General features: G+C 55.4%; 15 protein-coding genes. 10 read left to right on the top strand and 5 right to left on the bottom strand.

What is annotated here, in order from left to right; translation table 11 throughout:
- Positions 1 to 173: 173 nt before the first annotated feature.
- From EOC06_RS02705 to wecB, 3 genes are read left to right on the top strand one after another with little or no spacing between them, the layout of a single operon-like run.
- Positions 174 to 1,043 (top strand): SDR family oxidoreductase, encoded by an 870-nt coding sequence (locus EOC06_RS02705; RefSeq protein WP_127327830.1) that lies wholly within the window; start codon positions 174 to 176, stop codon positions 1,041 to 1,043.
- Positions 1,044 to 1,065: 22 nt separating this feature from the next.
- Complete coding sequence (locus EOC06_RS02700) at positions 1,066 to 2,076, top strand: polysaccharide biosynthesis protein (RefSeq protein ID WP_127327831.1); 1,011 nt, start codon at positions 1,066 to 1,068, stop codon at positions 2,074 to 2,076.
- On the top strand, positions 2,069 to 3,208 hold the full coding sequence (gene wecB / locus EOC06_RS02695) for a non-hydrolyzing UDP-N-acetylglucosamine 2-epimerase (RefSeq protein WP_281057989.1): 1,140 nt from the start codon (positions 2,069 to 2,071) through the stop codon (positions 3,206 to 3,208). Before EOC06_RS02700 ends, wecB begins: the two co-directional genes overlap by 8 nt.
- Positions 3,209 to 3,329: 121 nt before the next feature.
- Here wecB and EOC06_RS02690 read toward each other — a convergent pair whose 3' ends face one another.
- The gene (locus EOC06_RS02690) at positions 3,330 to 4,886 is read right to left on the bottom strand and encodes a hypothetical protein (RefSeq protein ID WP_127327832.1); all 1,557 of its coding nucleotides are present in this window, start codon (positions 4,884 to 4,886) and stop codon (positions 3,330 to 3,332) included.
- Positions 4,887 to 5,120: 234 nt separating this feature from the next.
- Here EOC06_RS02690 and EOC06_RS02685 point away from each other — a divergent pair, with 234 nt between their 5' ends.
- The 3 genes from EOC06_RS02685 to EOC06_RS02675 are packed head-to-tail and all read left to right on the top strand — an operon-like array spanning position 5,121 to position 8,211.
- Complete coding sequence (locus tag EOC06_RS02685; RefSeq protein WP_127327833.1) at positions 5,121 to 6,074, top strand: NAD(P)-dependent oxidoreductase; 954 nt, start codon at positions 5,121 to 5,123, stop codon at positions 6,072 to 6,074.
- The gene (locus EOC06_RS02680) at positions 6,071 to 7,282 is read left to right on the top strand and encodes a glycosyltransferase family 4 protein (RefSeq protein ID WP_128307008.1); all 1,212 of its coding nucleotides are present in this window, start codon (positions 6,071 to 6,073) and stop codon (positions 7,280 to 7,282) included. The genes EOC06_RS02685 and EOC06_RS02680 overlap by 4 nt, the downstream gene beginning before the upstream one ends.
- 14 nt (positions 7,283 to 7,296) lie before the next feature.
- Positions 7,297 to 8,211 (top strand): glycosyltransferase family 2 protein, encoded by a 915-nt coding sequence (locus EOC06_RS02675; protein WP_164762596.1) that lies wholly within the window; start codon positions 7,297 to 7,299, stop codon positions 8,209 to 8,211.
- Here the strand turns inward: EOC06_RS02675 and EOC06_RS02670 are convergent.
- Positions 8,208 to 8,756 (bottom strand): heme-degrading domain-containing protein, encoded by a 549-nt coding sequence (locus EOC06_RS02670; protein WP_245466342.1) that lies wholly within the window; start codon positions 8,754 to 8,756, stop codon positions 8,208 to 8,210. The genes EOC06_RS02675 and EOC06_RS02670 overlap by 4 nt on opposite strands.
- Before the next feature lie 454 nt (positions 8,757 to 9,210).
- On the opposite strand from EOC06_RS02670, the gene EOC06_RS02665 reads away from it, so the two are divergent.
- Both EOC06_RS02665 and EOC06_RS02660 read left to right on the top strand, forming a co-directional pair.
- Positions 9,211 to 9,735 carry a hypothetical protein gene (locus EOC06_RS02665; protein WP_127327836.1) on the top strand — a complete coding sequence of 175 codons (525 nt, stop codon included), beginning with the start codon at positions 9,211 to 9,213 and terminating at the stop codon, positions 9,733 to 9,735.
- A 114-nt stretch (positions 9,736 to 9,849) separates the two neighbouring features.
- Positions 9,850 to 11,163 (top strand): lipopolysaccharide biosynthesis protein, encoded by a 1,314-nt coding sequence (locus EOC06_RS02660; RefSeq protein WP_127327837.1) that lies wholly within the window; start codon positions 9,850 to 9,852, stop codon positions 11,161 to 11,163.
- A 315-nt stretch (positions 11,164 to 11,478) separates the two neighbouring features.
- Here the strand turns inward: EOC06_RS02660 and EOC06_RS02655 are convergent, their stop codons facing one another.
- Positions 11,479 to 11,976: a MucR family transcriptional regulator gene (locus EOC06_RS02655; RefSeq protein ID WP_127327838.1), complete on the bottom strand. Its 498-nt coding sequence runs from the start codon at positions 11,974 to 11,976 to the stop codon at positions 11,479 to 11,481.
- Positions 11,977 to 12,272: 296 nt separating this feature from the next.
- On the opposite strand from EOC06_RS02655, the gene EOC06_RS44750 reads away from it, so the two are divergent.
- Together EOC06_RS44750 and EOC06_RS02645 are read left to right on the top strand one after the other, a co-directional pair.
- The gene (locus tag EOC06_RS44750) at positions 12,273 to 14,243 is read left to right on the top strand and encodes a hypothetical protein (protein ID WP_281057990.1); all 1,971 of its coding nucleotides are present in this window, start codon (positions 12,273 to 12,275) and stop codon (positions 14,241 to 14,243) included.
- Complete coding sequence (locus EOC06_RS02645) at positions 14,134 to 14,799, top strand: hypothetical protein (RefSeq protein WP_127327839.1); 666 nt, start codon at positions 14,134 to 14,136, stop codon at positions 14,797 to 14,799. The genes EOC06_RS44750 and EOC06_RS02645 overlap by 110 nt, the downstream gene beginning before the upstream one ends.
- Before the next feature lie 227 nt (positions 14,800 to 15,026).
- Here EOC06_RS02645 and EOC06_RS41550 read toward each other — a convergent pair whose 3' ends face one another.
- The gene (locus EOC06_RS41550) at positions 15,027 to 15,173 is read right to left on the bottom strand and encodes a hypothetical protein (RefSeq protein ID WP_245466343.1); all 147 of its coding nucleotides are present in this window, start codon (positions 15,171 to 15,173) and stop codon (positions 15,027 to 15,029) included.
- A 53-nt stretch (positions 15,174 to 15,226) separates the two neighbouring features.
- The gene (locus EOC06_RS02640; RefSeq protein ID WP_127327840.1) at positions 15,227 to 15,598 is read right to left on the bottom strand and encodes a nuclear transport factor 2 family protein; all 372 of its coding nucleotides are present in this window, start codon (positions 15,596 to 15,598) and stop codon (positions 15,227 to 15,229) included.
- Positions 15,599 to 15,635: the final 37 nt, after the last annotated feature.

Below are 15,635 nucleotides of genomic sequence, written 5' to 3'. Positions count from 1 at the left end.
GCAATCATACGATTGAAGGGCCTCCCAAGAAAAACGCGGGAGGCGATGGGTACCGCGGGGCGTGAGTATTTCAATCAGCATTTTGCGCCTGGTCCACTCGCTCTTGATTTAGTTGAACATTTCCGCCGGGCGTTAATGGAGCGACGATCATCACGGAGATAGCGAGAGATACCATGGCTAAACCGACGCACCCTAGAATCCTTGTCCTCGGTGCCTCGGGCATGCTGGGAAATGCAGTTTTCAGATTCTTTGCCAAAAGCGACGGCTACGTAGTTTTTGGCTCCGCCCGTTCAAATAATTTGCATCCTCCTTTCCCAGAAGGTCGGGCGACGCTGATCGACACAGGCGACGTCGAGAATTTTGATGGACTAAGCAAGATTTTCGTGGTGGCAAACCCGGATGTCGTCATAAATTGCATCGGGCTTGTCAAACAGATGTCTTCTGTGAATGACCCTCTCGCCGCTATTCCAATCAATGCAGTTTTGCCGCATCGACTGGCACGCCTCTGCGCAGTCGCAAGGGCTCGTCTCGTACATATCAGTACCGATTGTGTCTTTGACGGTGCGGACGGGAACTACAGCGAAAGTTCCCGGCCCAATGCTGATGATTTATACGGGCGGAGCAAGCTGCTGGGCGAAGTAGCTTGTGAGAACGCGATAACCCTTAGGACTTCGATAATCGGCCGCGAGTTGAACACTTCACACGGCTTGGTCGACTGGTTTTTGAGCCAACAGGCTGACGTTAAAGGGTTCACCCGAGCCATATTTTCCGGACTGCCTACCGTGGAACTCGCCAGGATCATTCGCGATTTCGTCCTGCCAAATATCAAGCTCACCGGCGTGTACCATGTGTCGTCAGATCCAATCAGCAAGTATGATCTCCTCAGAATCATTGCCGAGGTCTACGGCAAAAAGACCCAAATCGTTCCGGACGACCAGTTGGTGATTGACCGCTCATTAAATTCATCTCGTTTCCAGAACGCTACCGGCTACCGCCCTCCCGACTGGCCGGTTCTAATCCGATCCATGTATGACTTTGGCTAAAACATCCTCGAGCGAGACGTTAATGTTTTCCAACAAGACCCTTTTGATTACTGGGGGCACCGGCTCTTTTGGCAACGCTGTGCTGGCTCGATTCCTCAAAACGGACTTCGCAGAGATCCGTATCTTTAGCCGGGACGAAAAAAAGCAGGAGGATATGCGCCTGTCGTTGCCGGACGATCGCTTAAAATTTTATATTGGTGATGTCCGCGATTATCACGCTGTTGATGATGCAGTTCGCGGAGCCGACTACATCTTCCACGCTGCGGCGCTCAAGCAAGTGCCGTCTTGCGAATTTTACCCAATGGAGGCGATCAAAACGAATGTTCTCGGCGCTGAAAACGTGCTTCGCGCTGCGATCAGTCATCGCGTCCAGCGTTGCGTAGTGCTTAGCACCGACAAGGCCGTATACCCCGTTAACGCTATGGGCATGTCTAAGGCATTGATGGAAAAAGTTATGATTGCGAAATCGCGGGTTAGCGATTCTGTTCGCACCATCGTCTGCGCCACCCGCTACGGCAACGTGATGGCGTCCCGCGGCTCAGTGATTCCGCTTTTCTTGGACCAGTTGCTACGCGGAAAGCCTCTGACGGTAACCGACCCCAACATGACACGTTTCTTGATGTCGCTCGATGAATCAGTCGACCTAGTGCTTTATGCATTTGAGCACGCGCGGTCGGGGGACATATTTGTCCAGAAGGCACCCGCTTCAACAGTGGGGGTTCTAGCTGAGGCGCTGCGGGAACTTTTCCAACGCGATAATCCAGTGAAAATCATCGGGACCCGCCATGGGGAGAAACTTTTTGAATCGTTGGTGTCGCGCGAGGAGATGGTGCGTGCGGAAGACCTTGGCAATTATTACCGAATCCCGGCCGATTCTCGGGATCTGAACTACGACAAATATTTCGTTGAAGGCGAGCGAATGGTTTCAGAGTTGGAGGATTATACCTCTCACAACACAGCTCGCCTCGACGTCGCCCAGGTCAAGGGACTGCTCTCGCAACTCGACATTATTAAAGAGGCGCTACGTGCTTAAGGTCATGACCATTGTCGGGACGCGGCCAGAGATTATTCGGCTGTCCAGGGTCATTGAAAAGTTTGATGCCAATTTCGATCACGTGCTCGTACATAGTGGCCAGAACTATGATTATGAGCTGAATGAAGTCTTCTTTTCGCAGTTAGGCATTCGGCCGCCCGACGTCTTCCTCGAAGCTGCAGGTGCTTCTGCTGCGGAGACAATTGGGAAAGTCATCATCGCGGCTGATCAGGCGATCGAGAGTCATCGCCCCGACGCACTGCTGATTTTGGGTGACACGAATAGCTGTTTGGCGGCGATTGCGGCCAAACGGCGGAAGGTGCCCATCTTCCACATGGAGGCCGGAAATCGTTGCTTCGATTTCCGTGTTCCAGAGGAGATTAACCGCCGAATTGTGGACCATACCGCGGATGTCAATCTGACCTATAGCCAGATTGCTCGTGACTACCTACTGCGAGAAGGCCTCCCACCCGACCAGGTAATTGTTACCGGCAGTCCGATGCGGGAGGTGCTCGAGCACTACAGAAGCGGAATCGAAGCCTCGGCGGCGGTCAGCAATCTCGGCTTGACGGCAGAACGTTTCTTCGTAGTCAGTGCTCATCGCGAGGAAAATGTGGATTCGCCCGAGCGGCTAAGGAAGCTGCTTAATGTCCTCAATGGGATTGCCGAGCGATATCAGGAGCCAGTCATCGTTTCGACCCATCCTCGCACGAGAAAACGTTTGGACGCGCTTGGTGCCAGCTGCCATGAAAATGTCAGGTTTGAAAAACCGTTTGGGTTCTTCGACTATATTAGGCTCCAGTGTTCGGCTCGAGCCGTGCTTTCGGATAGCGGCACGATAACTGAGGAAAGCTCTATCCTGAACTTTCCCGCCCTCAATCTGCGCGAGGTACATGAGCGCCCCGAAGGCTTCGAAGAGACCTCAGTGATGATGGTTGGCCTGGACATAGAGCGCGTTTTTGACGGGCTTAAGATATTGGAGGCTCAGTCACGAGGCGCGATGCGGACCTTGCGTTTGCCGACTGACTATAGCTCCGACAATGTATCCGAAAAGGTGCTGCGGATCGTTCTAAGTTACACGGACTTCATCAACAGGCGGGTCTGGAGGAAACACGAACCTGGCGCCGTCTGACCGCAATCGTGCTTTCGCCTCCCCGCAGCTCTGAGCGAAAGCCGGCCGCCGCATTCCGGCTCGCCATCAGTCTAGTGCAAGGCAGGAACTCAGCCCAACTAAATCTGATACGGCAGATTCCTCACACTTTCGCGGTAACCGCCCGCCTACCCGTAGCCAGCCAATCAACCATGTACCAAACGGCACCGACGAAAAGCACCGACAGGACCAATTCGATCGCGTAAATGAACAAAGTCCACGGGAACCCCATTTGGACGAGTAAGTAGGCTAACGAGACACCTGTCACCGCCGCAGAGGCAACATTTTGTGTGACCCAGGCAGCCAACCATTCGATCGAATGGCCAGCTATTGTCAGAAAGAACATGAATACCGAGACGACGATTATCGACCCTGAAAGGCTGGCCACCCCAATGGGGCCTGGCAACGTGAGGAAGGTATAATATTGGACCTTTCCGTACCGGTCACCGGACATTTTTTGGTAGATCGCTTGGGCGCCAGCGGCTGGATCTTCTTTGATCACATGCAAGAACAAATCGCCTCCAAGATGGTCAAGATTTGCCGCGGCCGTCATCGTCCCTTCAAGTCCAACCCAGCGCATGACCGCGAGATTGCGCAGTTGACGGTAGAGACCGGCTAGGGCGAAACGATCACCTCTGACTGCCTCAACCTTGTCTATTATCGTCGCAGCCGGAGGCGCAGAGGAGTCGGGCGACGGTGCCAGAGTTTTTCCGATGCCTGTCGGCTGCTGTGGAACAACGCCTGACGGCTGCTGTGGAACGCCTTGTGTCTGTGCGGTGCTGATCGAGAAATCGAAAGTGCGTTCAAGGCTAACTACTGCAAGCGAGCCTGCAAAAACAAATCCGCTGAGACCCATGGCAACTGCGATCGCAACCCAACTCCTCACATCGCGACGTCGTAAGACAACGACCGCGAATGCGGCGAGAACATAGAGAAGCAACTGGATGCGGCTTCCCATCGAGAGCGATGCGAGCAGCCCAAGAAACACTGCTACGTAGATCAACACTGAATACGACCAGTCGCGTAGTTCGACCAGCCACAGGGCCAATGTTAGGCCTCCCAAAAGAGCCCCCCATGCGATCACGAAGGCCGCGACGGCATACAGGCGGGGGTTGATGTTAATGCCCAAGGGGAAACCAATCCGTATAATGTGAAATGAGTAATTGGCCCAATACAGCCCGATAGAAACGGCAATCAAACTTGCGAACGCGAGGACGACAAATTTCGACACGAAAGGAGGCGCTACCGCCTTCCGAATTTCTTTGAACGCGGGATAAAACGATGCGGCCATTCCAGCCGCGCACACCCCTGAAAAGCCACTAGCTGTGAAAGCAAGTGCCTGATCCCACTCAGTCGTGAATGTGCTGGTAGGCTCAATGAGCGCGATGCCAAATACGAAATTAGCGACCGCTTTTGCAATGAATCCTACAAAAAGGAATGACGACAGCAGAAACACGAAAAAGGAGGACGGACGCCAGAGCGGAATGAAGACGGCAGCACAGCCCGATGCATAGAACCAGAGGAGAATCAGTTTCGACTGGCCGGGATAGGTGGCTAGAAGGGCGAAGCCCATTGAGGCAACAAGCAGCGCAACTCCCAGGAGAATCGCGTTTCCAGGCACATTTGCTCGAGATGGCTGAAGCTTTGGAGATTGGCTCATATCAACCTTATACTTCAATGCTCGCGGAGACCAAATACCGACATGCGGCAAGCATGACCAAAACCCTCTGCGCCACGAATCGACGTTCTTCCCCATAATACACGCAGCCGGCGACGCAATTCGTTGTGTGAGAAGCAATCCCCATGATATAGCCCTGCGAATTGCGAATTGGCTTGTGCCTCGTCTCATAAATTGGCTCGATTCGCTGCCCTTTTCTTTTCGAAGTCAGCCCGGATGACCTACAAGCAATGTGACACCGGTCCGCGCGTGGTAGTGCTCGGGGGAACCGGGTTCGTTGGTGAGGCCCTAGCGCGGCTGCTGGCCAATCCGGCCTTCCCACCCAGCCGGTTCATTGTGCATCGTTCGGAACCAGAATGGCTCAATCAAGCCAGCGTGCATGTCAAAAAGGCCGATTTGGAAGATTCTGCCGAGATGTTGGCCGCCTTGAGCGGTTACGACGTGATGATCAACTTATTACGCCCCGACGGCACCGGTTGGTACCCTACTGTATTGCGGAGCTTGCAGTCGACATTTCGCGAAGCCGGTATTTCCCGCTGTATTCATGCTAGCAGCATTGACGTTTACGCAGGGGTACGCGACCGGCAAATCGACGAAGCCACATTGCCATGCGCGTTGTCGCCTTATGAGCAAGAGCATCTTATAGGTGAGGCAATTCTGACAGGCTCGTTCGCCGAGACGATTGTGTTGCGGCTGGGAGCTATTTTCGGATGCGGCGGGCGCAATCTCGTCACTTTGGCGGAGGAGATAAAACAAGCCCCGTCATGGAAGATTGCGCTCCGCCGTGCTCTTTACGGTGAAAGACGAATGCACCTGGTGAGTGTGGAGACTGTTGCACAGGCACTTGTCAAACTGGCGTTCGACCGGAAAATCCATGGCTCACAGATCGTCCTAGTTACCGATGATTCCGATCCGAATAACAATTTCGCGTTTGTCCAGGATCGCTTCGCCCTGGCATTCGGCCGAGAATTCCCGAAATTTGGACAAACCTCACCAAGATTCTTTCTTAGATTCTTGTTACGTCTGAGGGGGCTTCCGGCGCACGCTATTGACCGGCGCTTCTCTGCAAACAGGGCCACGGAATTAGGGCTAGTCTCTGGGGCGTTCACCAGCAGGCTGGACAATTACGCCAGTGATCTTGCTAGGGTGACTCGGAAGTCGGGCGCATGAATATCCTCCTGACTACAGTTTCACTCGATTCCCAAAAAGGAGGAGGCACAGCAGAGCGAACAAGGCGGCTTGCTACCCATCTGACGCAAAGAGGACATCGTTGCGAGATCGTCACTATGCAAGGCGGGGATCTCGTCAAGCAACTGCACGGTAGGAATATGCATGTTTATGTCACGGGTGCGATGCGTCTCCGCTTCTCGATTCCGACAATCAATCCTCTTAGGCTAATGCGCAGCGTTCGAAACGCAGATGTCATTCATATTCTCGGGTACTGGAACTTCCTGTCGGTCGCTACGGCGTTTCTCGCGCGATGGCTGGGGAAGCCTTATACTTTCAGCGCTGCGGGGGAGTTCGTCGGTCTAAATCACCCTAGGCCGATCCCGTATCTCTTCCACATCGCCTTTGGAAAGCGGATGGTTCGGAATGCAGCGACGCTGATTGCGGTCACCCCCCTGGAGCGCCGTCAGATACTGGAGCGGTTCAAATCGCCAGAAGACAATGTCATCGTGGTTCCAAACGGGGTTGAGGAACAACCTTTAGCAGCTGAAGAGATGGAGACTGGACCAAATGGGCCGTATGTCCTTTTCGTCGGCCGACTAGCCGAAGTGAAAGGCCCCGATCTTCTTGTAAGCGCGTTTGAGAAGATGAGTCAGGAATTTCCGGATATCGGGTTGGTAGTAGCAGGTCCAGACTTTGGCATGCGCCGATCGTTGGAATCCTTTGTTAATTCGCACCACCTTGCCGACCGGGTTGTCTTCACGGGGCATCTAGGCGAGAGCGCACGGAGCGAGGCATATAGACGCGCGCTTTTCCTGGTCGTGCCTTCCCGAGCTGAGGCGATGTCACTCGTGGCGCTGGAAGCTGGTATCGTTGGCACGCCTGTTCTTCTCACTGACCAGTGTGGGTTTGATGAAGTCGAGACGGTGGGTGGTGGATACGTCGTACCGGCAACTGTTGAGGGCTTGTATGCAGGGCTTCACTCTATGCTGACCGAGCGTGGGGATCTACCGTCGAAGGGACGAGCGCTTAGATCTTACATAGTGGAGACTTTTGCTTGGCCTTCGATTGTAGACAAGCTGATTTCTCGCTTTGAAGAATTAATCGCAAAAAGGGAGGCTCCCGCAAACGTCGTCGTAGATACGCCACAAAATCAACCGGCGATCGAGGCCCTGTCGACGACGATCAAGCGCACCGGAGAGGACCGTTGATAAGAGGTCCCCAAGTGTCGCTCGTGGTCCCAGCATATAATGCGAAAGACTACATCGCGGAAACAATCGAAAGCCTCTTGGCCCAAGACTATCCAAATATGGATATCATAGTTGTAGATGACGGTTCAACTGACGGCACAAGCGATCTCGTGTCGAATTATGGTCCTAAAATCAAATTGCACCGTCAAGTGAACGCTGGCCAGAGTGCGGCCATGACCACAGGATGGGCAATGAGCACTGGAGACATCCTCGGCTATCTAAGCGCAGACGATCGTCTGCGCCCAACAGCTGTTCGGCGCTGCGTGGAGGAATTGTCGGCTCGCACTGATGTAGTTTTGGTTTACCCCGACTTCGACATTATCGACGAGCATTCAACTCTCAGGTCGACCTTACAGCCGCCGGAATTTTCGCGTCGTGCTCTCTACGCACACCTGCACTGCCTGCCGGGCCCTGGGGCCTTTTTTCGACGTGAGGCTTATGAACGAGCTGGTTACTGGCGAGAGGACCTTCGGCAGATTCCTGACCTCGACTTTTTCCTGCGCTTGGCATTGGAAGGTAATTTTTACCATGTGCCAGAGGTTCTCGCGGAATTTCGTATGCACAGCGCGTCGACCACCTACCGAGCTGTGCCATTTGAACGTGGAGAAGAACCGCAGCGCATGATTGAGACGTTCTTCCGACGGAAGGATCTTCCCGATGAACTGCGCAAATGGGAGCGTGAGACTAGGGCAAACGCTAATTTACTGTCGGCTGCGATCCATGGGCGTTCGGGACGCGTAGCTGTTGCCGTTCAACGATTATTGGGAGCAGCCAGGCACCCGCGGACACTGCTATCTCGCAAAGCCGTAAGCCACGCTCTCCTGATAGCCCGGTGCGCGTTTGCCCCAGTGCGTATTCGGGAACGACGGAATGCAGCCAACAGGGACTAGTTCCATGTCTCGGGACCGAGGGATAAAAGGGTGGCATCCTTTCCAAGGTGCTCGCATAGACCTGCTACTGCGAGGTTATGGTCACTGCGTTGGCTGAGGCCAGACACCGCAATCGCTCCAATCACGCCCACCTCTTTGACCCGGATTGGAAAAGCCCCGCCGGCTAGAACGAAATCCTGTGGATCCAGACCGTATCCGGGAGGGAAAGTGCGATCCTCACGTTGCTGCTGTAGGGCTAAGAGATAGCTGCTATTGTGAAAGAGCTTGACTACGTTAAGCTTGCGCCGCGCCCATTCACCATTCGACGCCGTTGATGTCGGAAGCGCGGCGTAGAATAATTGACGATCCCAGAGCCGAATGTCGATAACGATTCCGGCCCGTTCGCGCACTGCGATGGAACGAAGCGCGCAGCCTAGCTTAAAGGCCGCTGTTTCTTCAAAAGATTCGAAGACGAGCACGGATTCCTGTTGAGCGATTTTCGGGACATCACTCGCATCCCCCTCTGAAGCCAAACTGCGCGTCATCTCTCCCGTCTTATCCGTCATGTCGAACTGTCCGCGTGCTTTTGCAATGGTGCCAAGAAGTCGGAATACAAGCGGTTAATGGGTCTAGGCAGCGCGTAAGACGTGCAGCTCCGCGGCCTTATCGGCGAGTTCCTCACTAATAGCTTCCGCCGTTGCCCATAGAGGCACTGGGTTTCTGATTTGATGTGCAAAATATCCATTCAATCATCCTACGCCCTGTCAAATACTCGGGATGGTGCTAGACGTCTAGGATGAATGGGCCTTTGAACGGTGTAGCAATTATCTTCCAATGACTGATCATACATTTTTCGCGATTTTGTTTGTGGGGAGACAGGGGTCCAGCTATCTCCAGGCTTTGCTTGACTCTCACCCAGATGCAACGTGCGAAGGCGAGCTATTCTCACCGACGGCTCGCTTAATCGCCGACTTGGTCAGGCGGCGCACAATATCTTTCAGAAACTCCCGTCAGAAGGACGTGGCTAGCTATCTTGAGAAGATGCTCCACAACAAGGGTAGCAGGGTCACCGGTTTCAAAATGCCCTACCTGTCTCTGCTGGAGCATACTGACGCGGTTGAAGCATTCAAGAGATTCGGATACAAGATTGTCCGCTTGTCACGCGACAACCTGTTGGATCAATATATTTCGTACAGACTTGCGGCCTTAAATAATTCGTGGAGATCGGATTACGGGCCGACAAAAATAAATGATTTTTACGCAGATCCAACCGAAGTATTGACCGCTTTTGAGAAATGGACAAGCGACAACTCCGCTTTGCATAGAATAGCGAGTGAATTTCCCAATTTGCATGTAACATATGAACAGCTGGTCGACGGCTCTGGCGTATTGCGCTGCCTGGAATTTCTGAATTTGCGCGATGCACCTCTCGAAAGCCGTTTCAAAAGGCAGAGAACCGGCGCTCAATCTGAGATTATCTCGAACTACGCCGAACTGAAGGGTCACTTTATCCAGACCGAGTGGGCGCGCCATTTTCTGGACTAGCCCCGGTTCCAATTCACTGCAATTCGGCGCCCAATCATGCAGACGCCACAATTACTCCCAACTGTTCGTCCCTTTGTCCCCGGGATAGCCGAGCGCCTCCCAATGAGCGACCCCATGTCCGTTGATCTTCCGGTCGCTTCCGCGCCCTCGATATGGCGAGCTAGTGGCGCCGCTGCCGCCGGCCGCGTTGGCATATTGGCTGCGGGTCTTGCGAGCTCTTTGCTACTTCCTCTTGCCTTGCCTCCAGACAAAGTCGGCATCTATTTCATCGCTCAGATACTCACCTCAGGATTTGCGATCCTGGTTCAATTGGGCCTCACATTTACCGTGCCGGCGCTTGTCTCGGCCGCGACCGCGAAAGGAGACTTCGGACGAGCGCGGGATCTTATAGTTAGGATTCAGGGACTGGTTGTCTCTTTCGGTCTCATCACAGCGCTGGCATTCTGGCTTGCAGAACATTGGATAAGAAGCGGCGGAGGCAACGAATGGGGAGAAATTTTGCCAATAGTCGCCGTAGCCATTCCCTGCGCAGCTTTGGGGTCTGTCCAAGTCGAACTGCTTCGAGCGGTTCACTCGATTCGGAGTTCGGCTTTCCTCATGGCGTTCCCCAGTGCCATTGTGGCCCTCTTCCTCGCGTTTGCTCTCGTGACACACAGCAGCGTCACCCTTCATCAAGTACTGTTATGTAGTTTGGTCGGCTTCGCGATGGCAGCGGGTTTCGGCGCTTTTAGCATTTTTGTGATGTCGCGCCGCTGGACTGAGCCAGCAAACGTAGAGACAAACCTAAGAGCGATTATCCTTCGCACTCTGCCGAATCTCGCAACAACCCTGATGTTGTTCGGCCTATCTCAGATCGACATGGTTCTGCTGACTCTCTTCACTAGCTTCTCGGAAGTTGCGCAATATGGTGTCGCCTTAAGAATTTCGACGGTACTGATCATGCCGCTCAGCATCGCAAATTCCGCCTTTGCCCCTTCTGCGGTTCAGCATTGGACGCTGGGTGACCGCGCGGGACTTCAGCGATCTCTCAGGACATTGGTGTGTGTTTCGACGCTTCTGACCTGCCTAATGTATTTTGGGTTGGTGACTCTTGGCTATGCCGCTGTTCAGATTTGGAACCCACACTACGAAAGTTCTTTATGGATAGCACTGATCTTAGGCTGCGGCCAAGTTTGCCATGTTCTCGGCGGATCGTCGGGAGTTTTGTTGATGGTGTTAGGCGACGAAAAGTTTGCTTTTCGCATTACCTTGGGTACCGGCCTCGCAACCGTCGTATTGTGTACGGCTGGCGTTCTGATGGGGGGGCCGCTTTTACTCGCGTCGGCCGCGGCGTTTTGCAATGCGCTTCAGGTAAGTTTCTTCTCAGCGCGGGCCCGCAAGATATTCGATGTCGATCCAACAATCTTGTCGGTCATTAAAAACAAGTAGCGCGGAAGCTGACTAGTTCGGCTTGTCCTTGTGGGACTTGAACCTGTGAGCACCCGGGTCGCCCACCAGGCCACTGAGAGCCAAGAGGCCAAACAAGGCCATAATGCAACCCATCCCGGCAAACAACATTATCCAGTACATATAACACCACCCCCGCCATTAGATACCCCAAATAAGGCTGATCTGCAAGAGATTCCTAATGTAAGTAGTGGTTAGACGGTTCTCCGGCGACTGCGTTGCTCGCCGTGCCCAGCCTGTGGGTAAGGTGACACCCCTAGGCGTTGCATGACGGAGATACGAAGCCCCAGCTTCGCTTTAAGCGTTCCTTGTGAGATTGCGCTTTGCGCCTTTAGCCTTGATACCCTTTGGGGCTGGCTTCTTGGCCGGCGCTTTCTTGGCGGGATCCTTCGTGGCAGGCTTTAGCCCTAGCCCTATCGACTTTGCCAACTTCGATCGCTGGGCGGCATAGCTTGGCGCCACCATGGGGTAGTCGCGAGGCAAACCCCATTTCGTGCGGTACTGTTCGGGCGTCATTCCAAGCAAACCTAGATGGCGCTTCATCGACTTGAATTTGCGACCGTCTTCCAAACTTATGATGTAATCCGGAAATATCGACTTCTTCGGGTTCACGGCCGGCGTCAGCGTTGGTAGCTCCGCAACCGGCGTCGGGCCCAATTTCGAAAGCGCCGCGTTGACCGAAGAAATAAGATCCGGCAGCCCAGCCACTGTCACGGCGTTATTTTGGACAAACGCTGCGACAATATCGGCCGTCAGCTCAATCAGAGCTGTGTTTCGTTCAATTTCATCGGTCAATTGTTCGCTCCTGAATTGGGAGTGCGAACCTAATGTAAATTGTAGCTTTCCGCAATGTTGGCATGAGGTAGATCAATAAAACTGGCGCGCTAATCCTGCAGTAAGGGTGGTCAGAGCTCGTCATGCTGTGCTATCATTGCACGGCCGGAACAACTGCGAATCTCGGGCAGTCGCATCACCGCCTTGGTCAACCAGGGCTGACATCAACCCAGCTTCCCCTCGATCTCATCATTTTTGAGAAATTGTCGTCCCCAAGCGGGCGGCATCGACGGGAGCCGTGTTGCGAGTGATGCAAGATGCCTTCTCCCGTAAAGCCCGTCATCGATTTCAGCTACCTGTACTCCTTTCCGGACGGCGCGCAGCTCGACAACGACCTGGCTGAATTAGTCCGAGCAGCCGACGAGACGATCGACGCGCTGGCCGACGTGCGGCGCTCCGACGGGGCGCTGGTCAACGGTGTCGTCACGCCTGACGCGCTGGCGCCGGCCACGCGGGCGCTGATCACCGGCGAAGGCGCGACCGGCCCCACGGGGCCATCTGGACCGGCTGGCATCGGCGCGACCGGGCCGAGCGGCGCATTGGGCGCCAGGGGGCCTAGCGGGGCCACGGGCGCAAACGGGTCGAATGGTGCCGTGGGCGCGACGGGGCCGACCGGTCCGACCGGGGTTACCGGCGGCGTCGGTGCGACCGGATCGACTGGCGTGACGGGGCTCACGGGCGCGACAGGCCCGACAGGCCCGACCGGTTTGACGGGCGCCACGGGGCCGACCGGGGTCGTCGGCGCTACCGGCCCGGGCGGAGCCACGGGTCCGGATACAGTCGGAACCACGCTGACAACGCGCGGCGACATCATCTTCCGAAATGCGACCGTGCCGGCCCGTTTGGCCGCCTCGACCGCCGGGTATCTGCTTCAGACCAATGGCCCTGGGACCGATCCGACCTATGCCGGGTTTTTGCAAGCCGGCACCGGTGCCGTCACGCGCACCTGGCAGGCCAAAGCCCGCGACATGATCTCGCCGAAAGACTTCGGCGTCGTGGGCGACGGCGTAGTCAATGACGCGGCGGCATTTCAATTGTGCGTAACGGCGGCGGCAGGAGCCGACATCTTCATCGGCGGCCTGACGATCCGCATCCCGACCGGCAACGAAATCATGCTACCGACAACCGGCTTGGTTCTCCGTGGGCGCGGGAAGATCGTCTATGAAGCTACAGGCAGCCTGTTCAAGGCCGGAACCTTTACGACTACGACGTATGCTTTCGTCGCTACCGCTGGGCAGACCGTTTTCACTGCTGCCGATGCCTACACGGGCGCTTATGTCGAGGTTTATCAGCAAGGTGTTCTTCGCGCTAACTTCAACCAGAACATTACGCACGACGCGGCCAACATCACGGCGACGTTCCTGAGTGGTGGCGCGGCGCTCAACGACGCTGTTCAGATCAAGGTGACGCGCGCAACCGCGTCCGGCTTGGCCGCGTATTCGCAAATCATTCAGGGCTCCGGTGTCGAGATTCAGACGACGCAGGCGGGTCTCGGCCGGGCGTTCCAACTTGCATGGCCTGACACCGGCTTCGCTCCTGGCCGGCAGCATCCGATGTTTGTTATGGAGGCCGGGTCTGTTATCAAGGGCGACACCGGAAGCCACGGTTTCCAGAATGCGATTTGGCTGCATGGGGCCTATCAGGGCAAGTTCTATGGCGAGATATACGGCCTCGGCGCGAACCTGATTGGTGCGACTTCGACCAATGACATGACGTGCGCCTATGGCGTGTACTTCACAGGCGAGTGGACCACTTCGGATTTCCGCTTCACTGGCGGCATGGTCATGAGCTATTGGGCCGCTGTCGGAAGCATGTTCAGCACGCTTGAAGGTGTCGTCTTCGATAGCTGGACATTCCTGAATTGCGGGCACTGCGCCTATCTGCTGGCGCGGTCGACCGATCAGGGCTTGTTGTTGTCGCTGGTGAATTGCCACGCCAACAATCACGTGAGCATCGCAGTATGCGACAAGTTCAGCCAGTTGTTCTTTTCCAACAACGATCTTTTCCAAAACCCGTCGTCGCCTGCCCCCTTTTTCCGCTACATCACGTCTACCGGGGCGTCGGAAGTCTACCTAAATGACAACACCTTCCGGTCGTTCGTGAACGGCGCGAATACCGGTGTACTTTGTCTACTCTGGCGTCGGCCTGCGTGCCGCTGGCAAAGAGATCATTGCGGCAAACTCGACTTCCGTCTGCGTGCCCTGGGTCATTCAGACCGGCGCGGCTGATTGCGTCATCGGGCCGAACACCTATCAGTTTGTTGATCGCGCCGTGGACGTGCAGGCCGGCTCCGAAAGGATCGGCATCATTACTGTCGGCGACGTGTTCATGAACCCTTCCGGCACGGCAAGCACGCGCTATAACATGGCTGGCAACAATTGGTGGATGGACGAGAAGTGGCTCGTCGTTCAGAACGCCGCTGTGCAGTCTATTCCGAACAACACCGAAACGGCGTTTGCCTACACCGAAGTTCGAGACCCGGAAAGCATTTACACATCGGGCATGATTGCCGCTCCGATATGGGCGACGCGGGTGCGGATCAGGGCGACCTTGAAGTGGACAGCGAATGCGTCCGGCACGCGCTTCGTTCGCATCATCAGGGCAGGTGTGACTGTCATGTACGAGGAGACGGCGGCTATCAGCGCGTTCGATAGTACCGCGATGCACATAATCGACATCGACTTTTCGGCGACGAGCGGGCAGACGATTGATTTCAGGCTGCTGCAAACGTCAGGCGGCGCGCTCGACCTCGCGGTGTCGCAGCTTTATGCAAAATTCACCTAAGCGACCGAGTGACGCGAGCCAGCCAGACTGCTCTTTGCAACGGTTTCGCCTTTTTCCAGGTAGACGTATCCTGGCCCGAAACCGCTTGAGGGTGCTTGCCGCTCTACAGGCCATACAGCGGGGCTTCGACCATCTTCAGCCCGGACACGGAAAGCATCCGTTGCAGCGCGGGTTCAGTATAGGCGACAGCATGGGGCGGCTTCTCGATTTCGTGAACGTAACCGCCATCAGCGATGTTGTGGGTTCGTCTGCGGCGGTATTCTGACCTCTCCCGGCGTGATGATTTTTTCCATGATGTGGCGGCTATTGTAGTGGATCAGCAGCATGCCCGGCCGGCGCCGGATGGCCGCCTGCCAAGCCGCCTGGCTGACCATCGCGTCGGGTGATCGGCATATCGTTTCGAGATGCGGACAGGAACTGCCAACCCCTACTCCACGATCTTCCAATATGAGTCCTTGCGGATTACCTTTCCGTCGCGAAATGTGTAGAAGTCGCAACCTTGAACTTCCTTTTTTACGCCCTCGCGGGTGGTGCCGGTGAGGGTCCATTTCGACATGCCGGTGTTGGCAGCCTCGTCCACAAAGTGCTGCCCATTGCCGTAATGCACATCGGGCAAACCCTCAAATCGCGCGGCAAGCGCGTCTCGTACGCTGCGCTTACCCTCGCAGCGCGTTCCCCAAGGCTCGGCCCCCCTTGGCATCTCCAGAACGCAGTCGTCGGCAAAGAACGCCATAATGCGATCGAGATCGTGCGCGTTGAAGGCCTCGCATAGCTCCGTCAATGTGGCTCGAATGTCCATTCGCGAACGCCTCCTCGAATTCGAGTAGGTCACTGGC

This window comes from Mesorhizobium sp. M7A.F.Ca.MR.362.00.0.0, assembly GCF_004023175.1.
In the GTDB taxonomy this organism is placed as follows: Bacteria; Pseudomonadota; Alphaproteobacteria; order Rhizobiales; family Rhizobiaceae; genus Mesorhizobium.
This window is presented reverse-complemented; position numbering and strand designations above follow the sequence as displayed.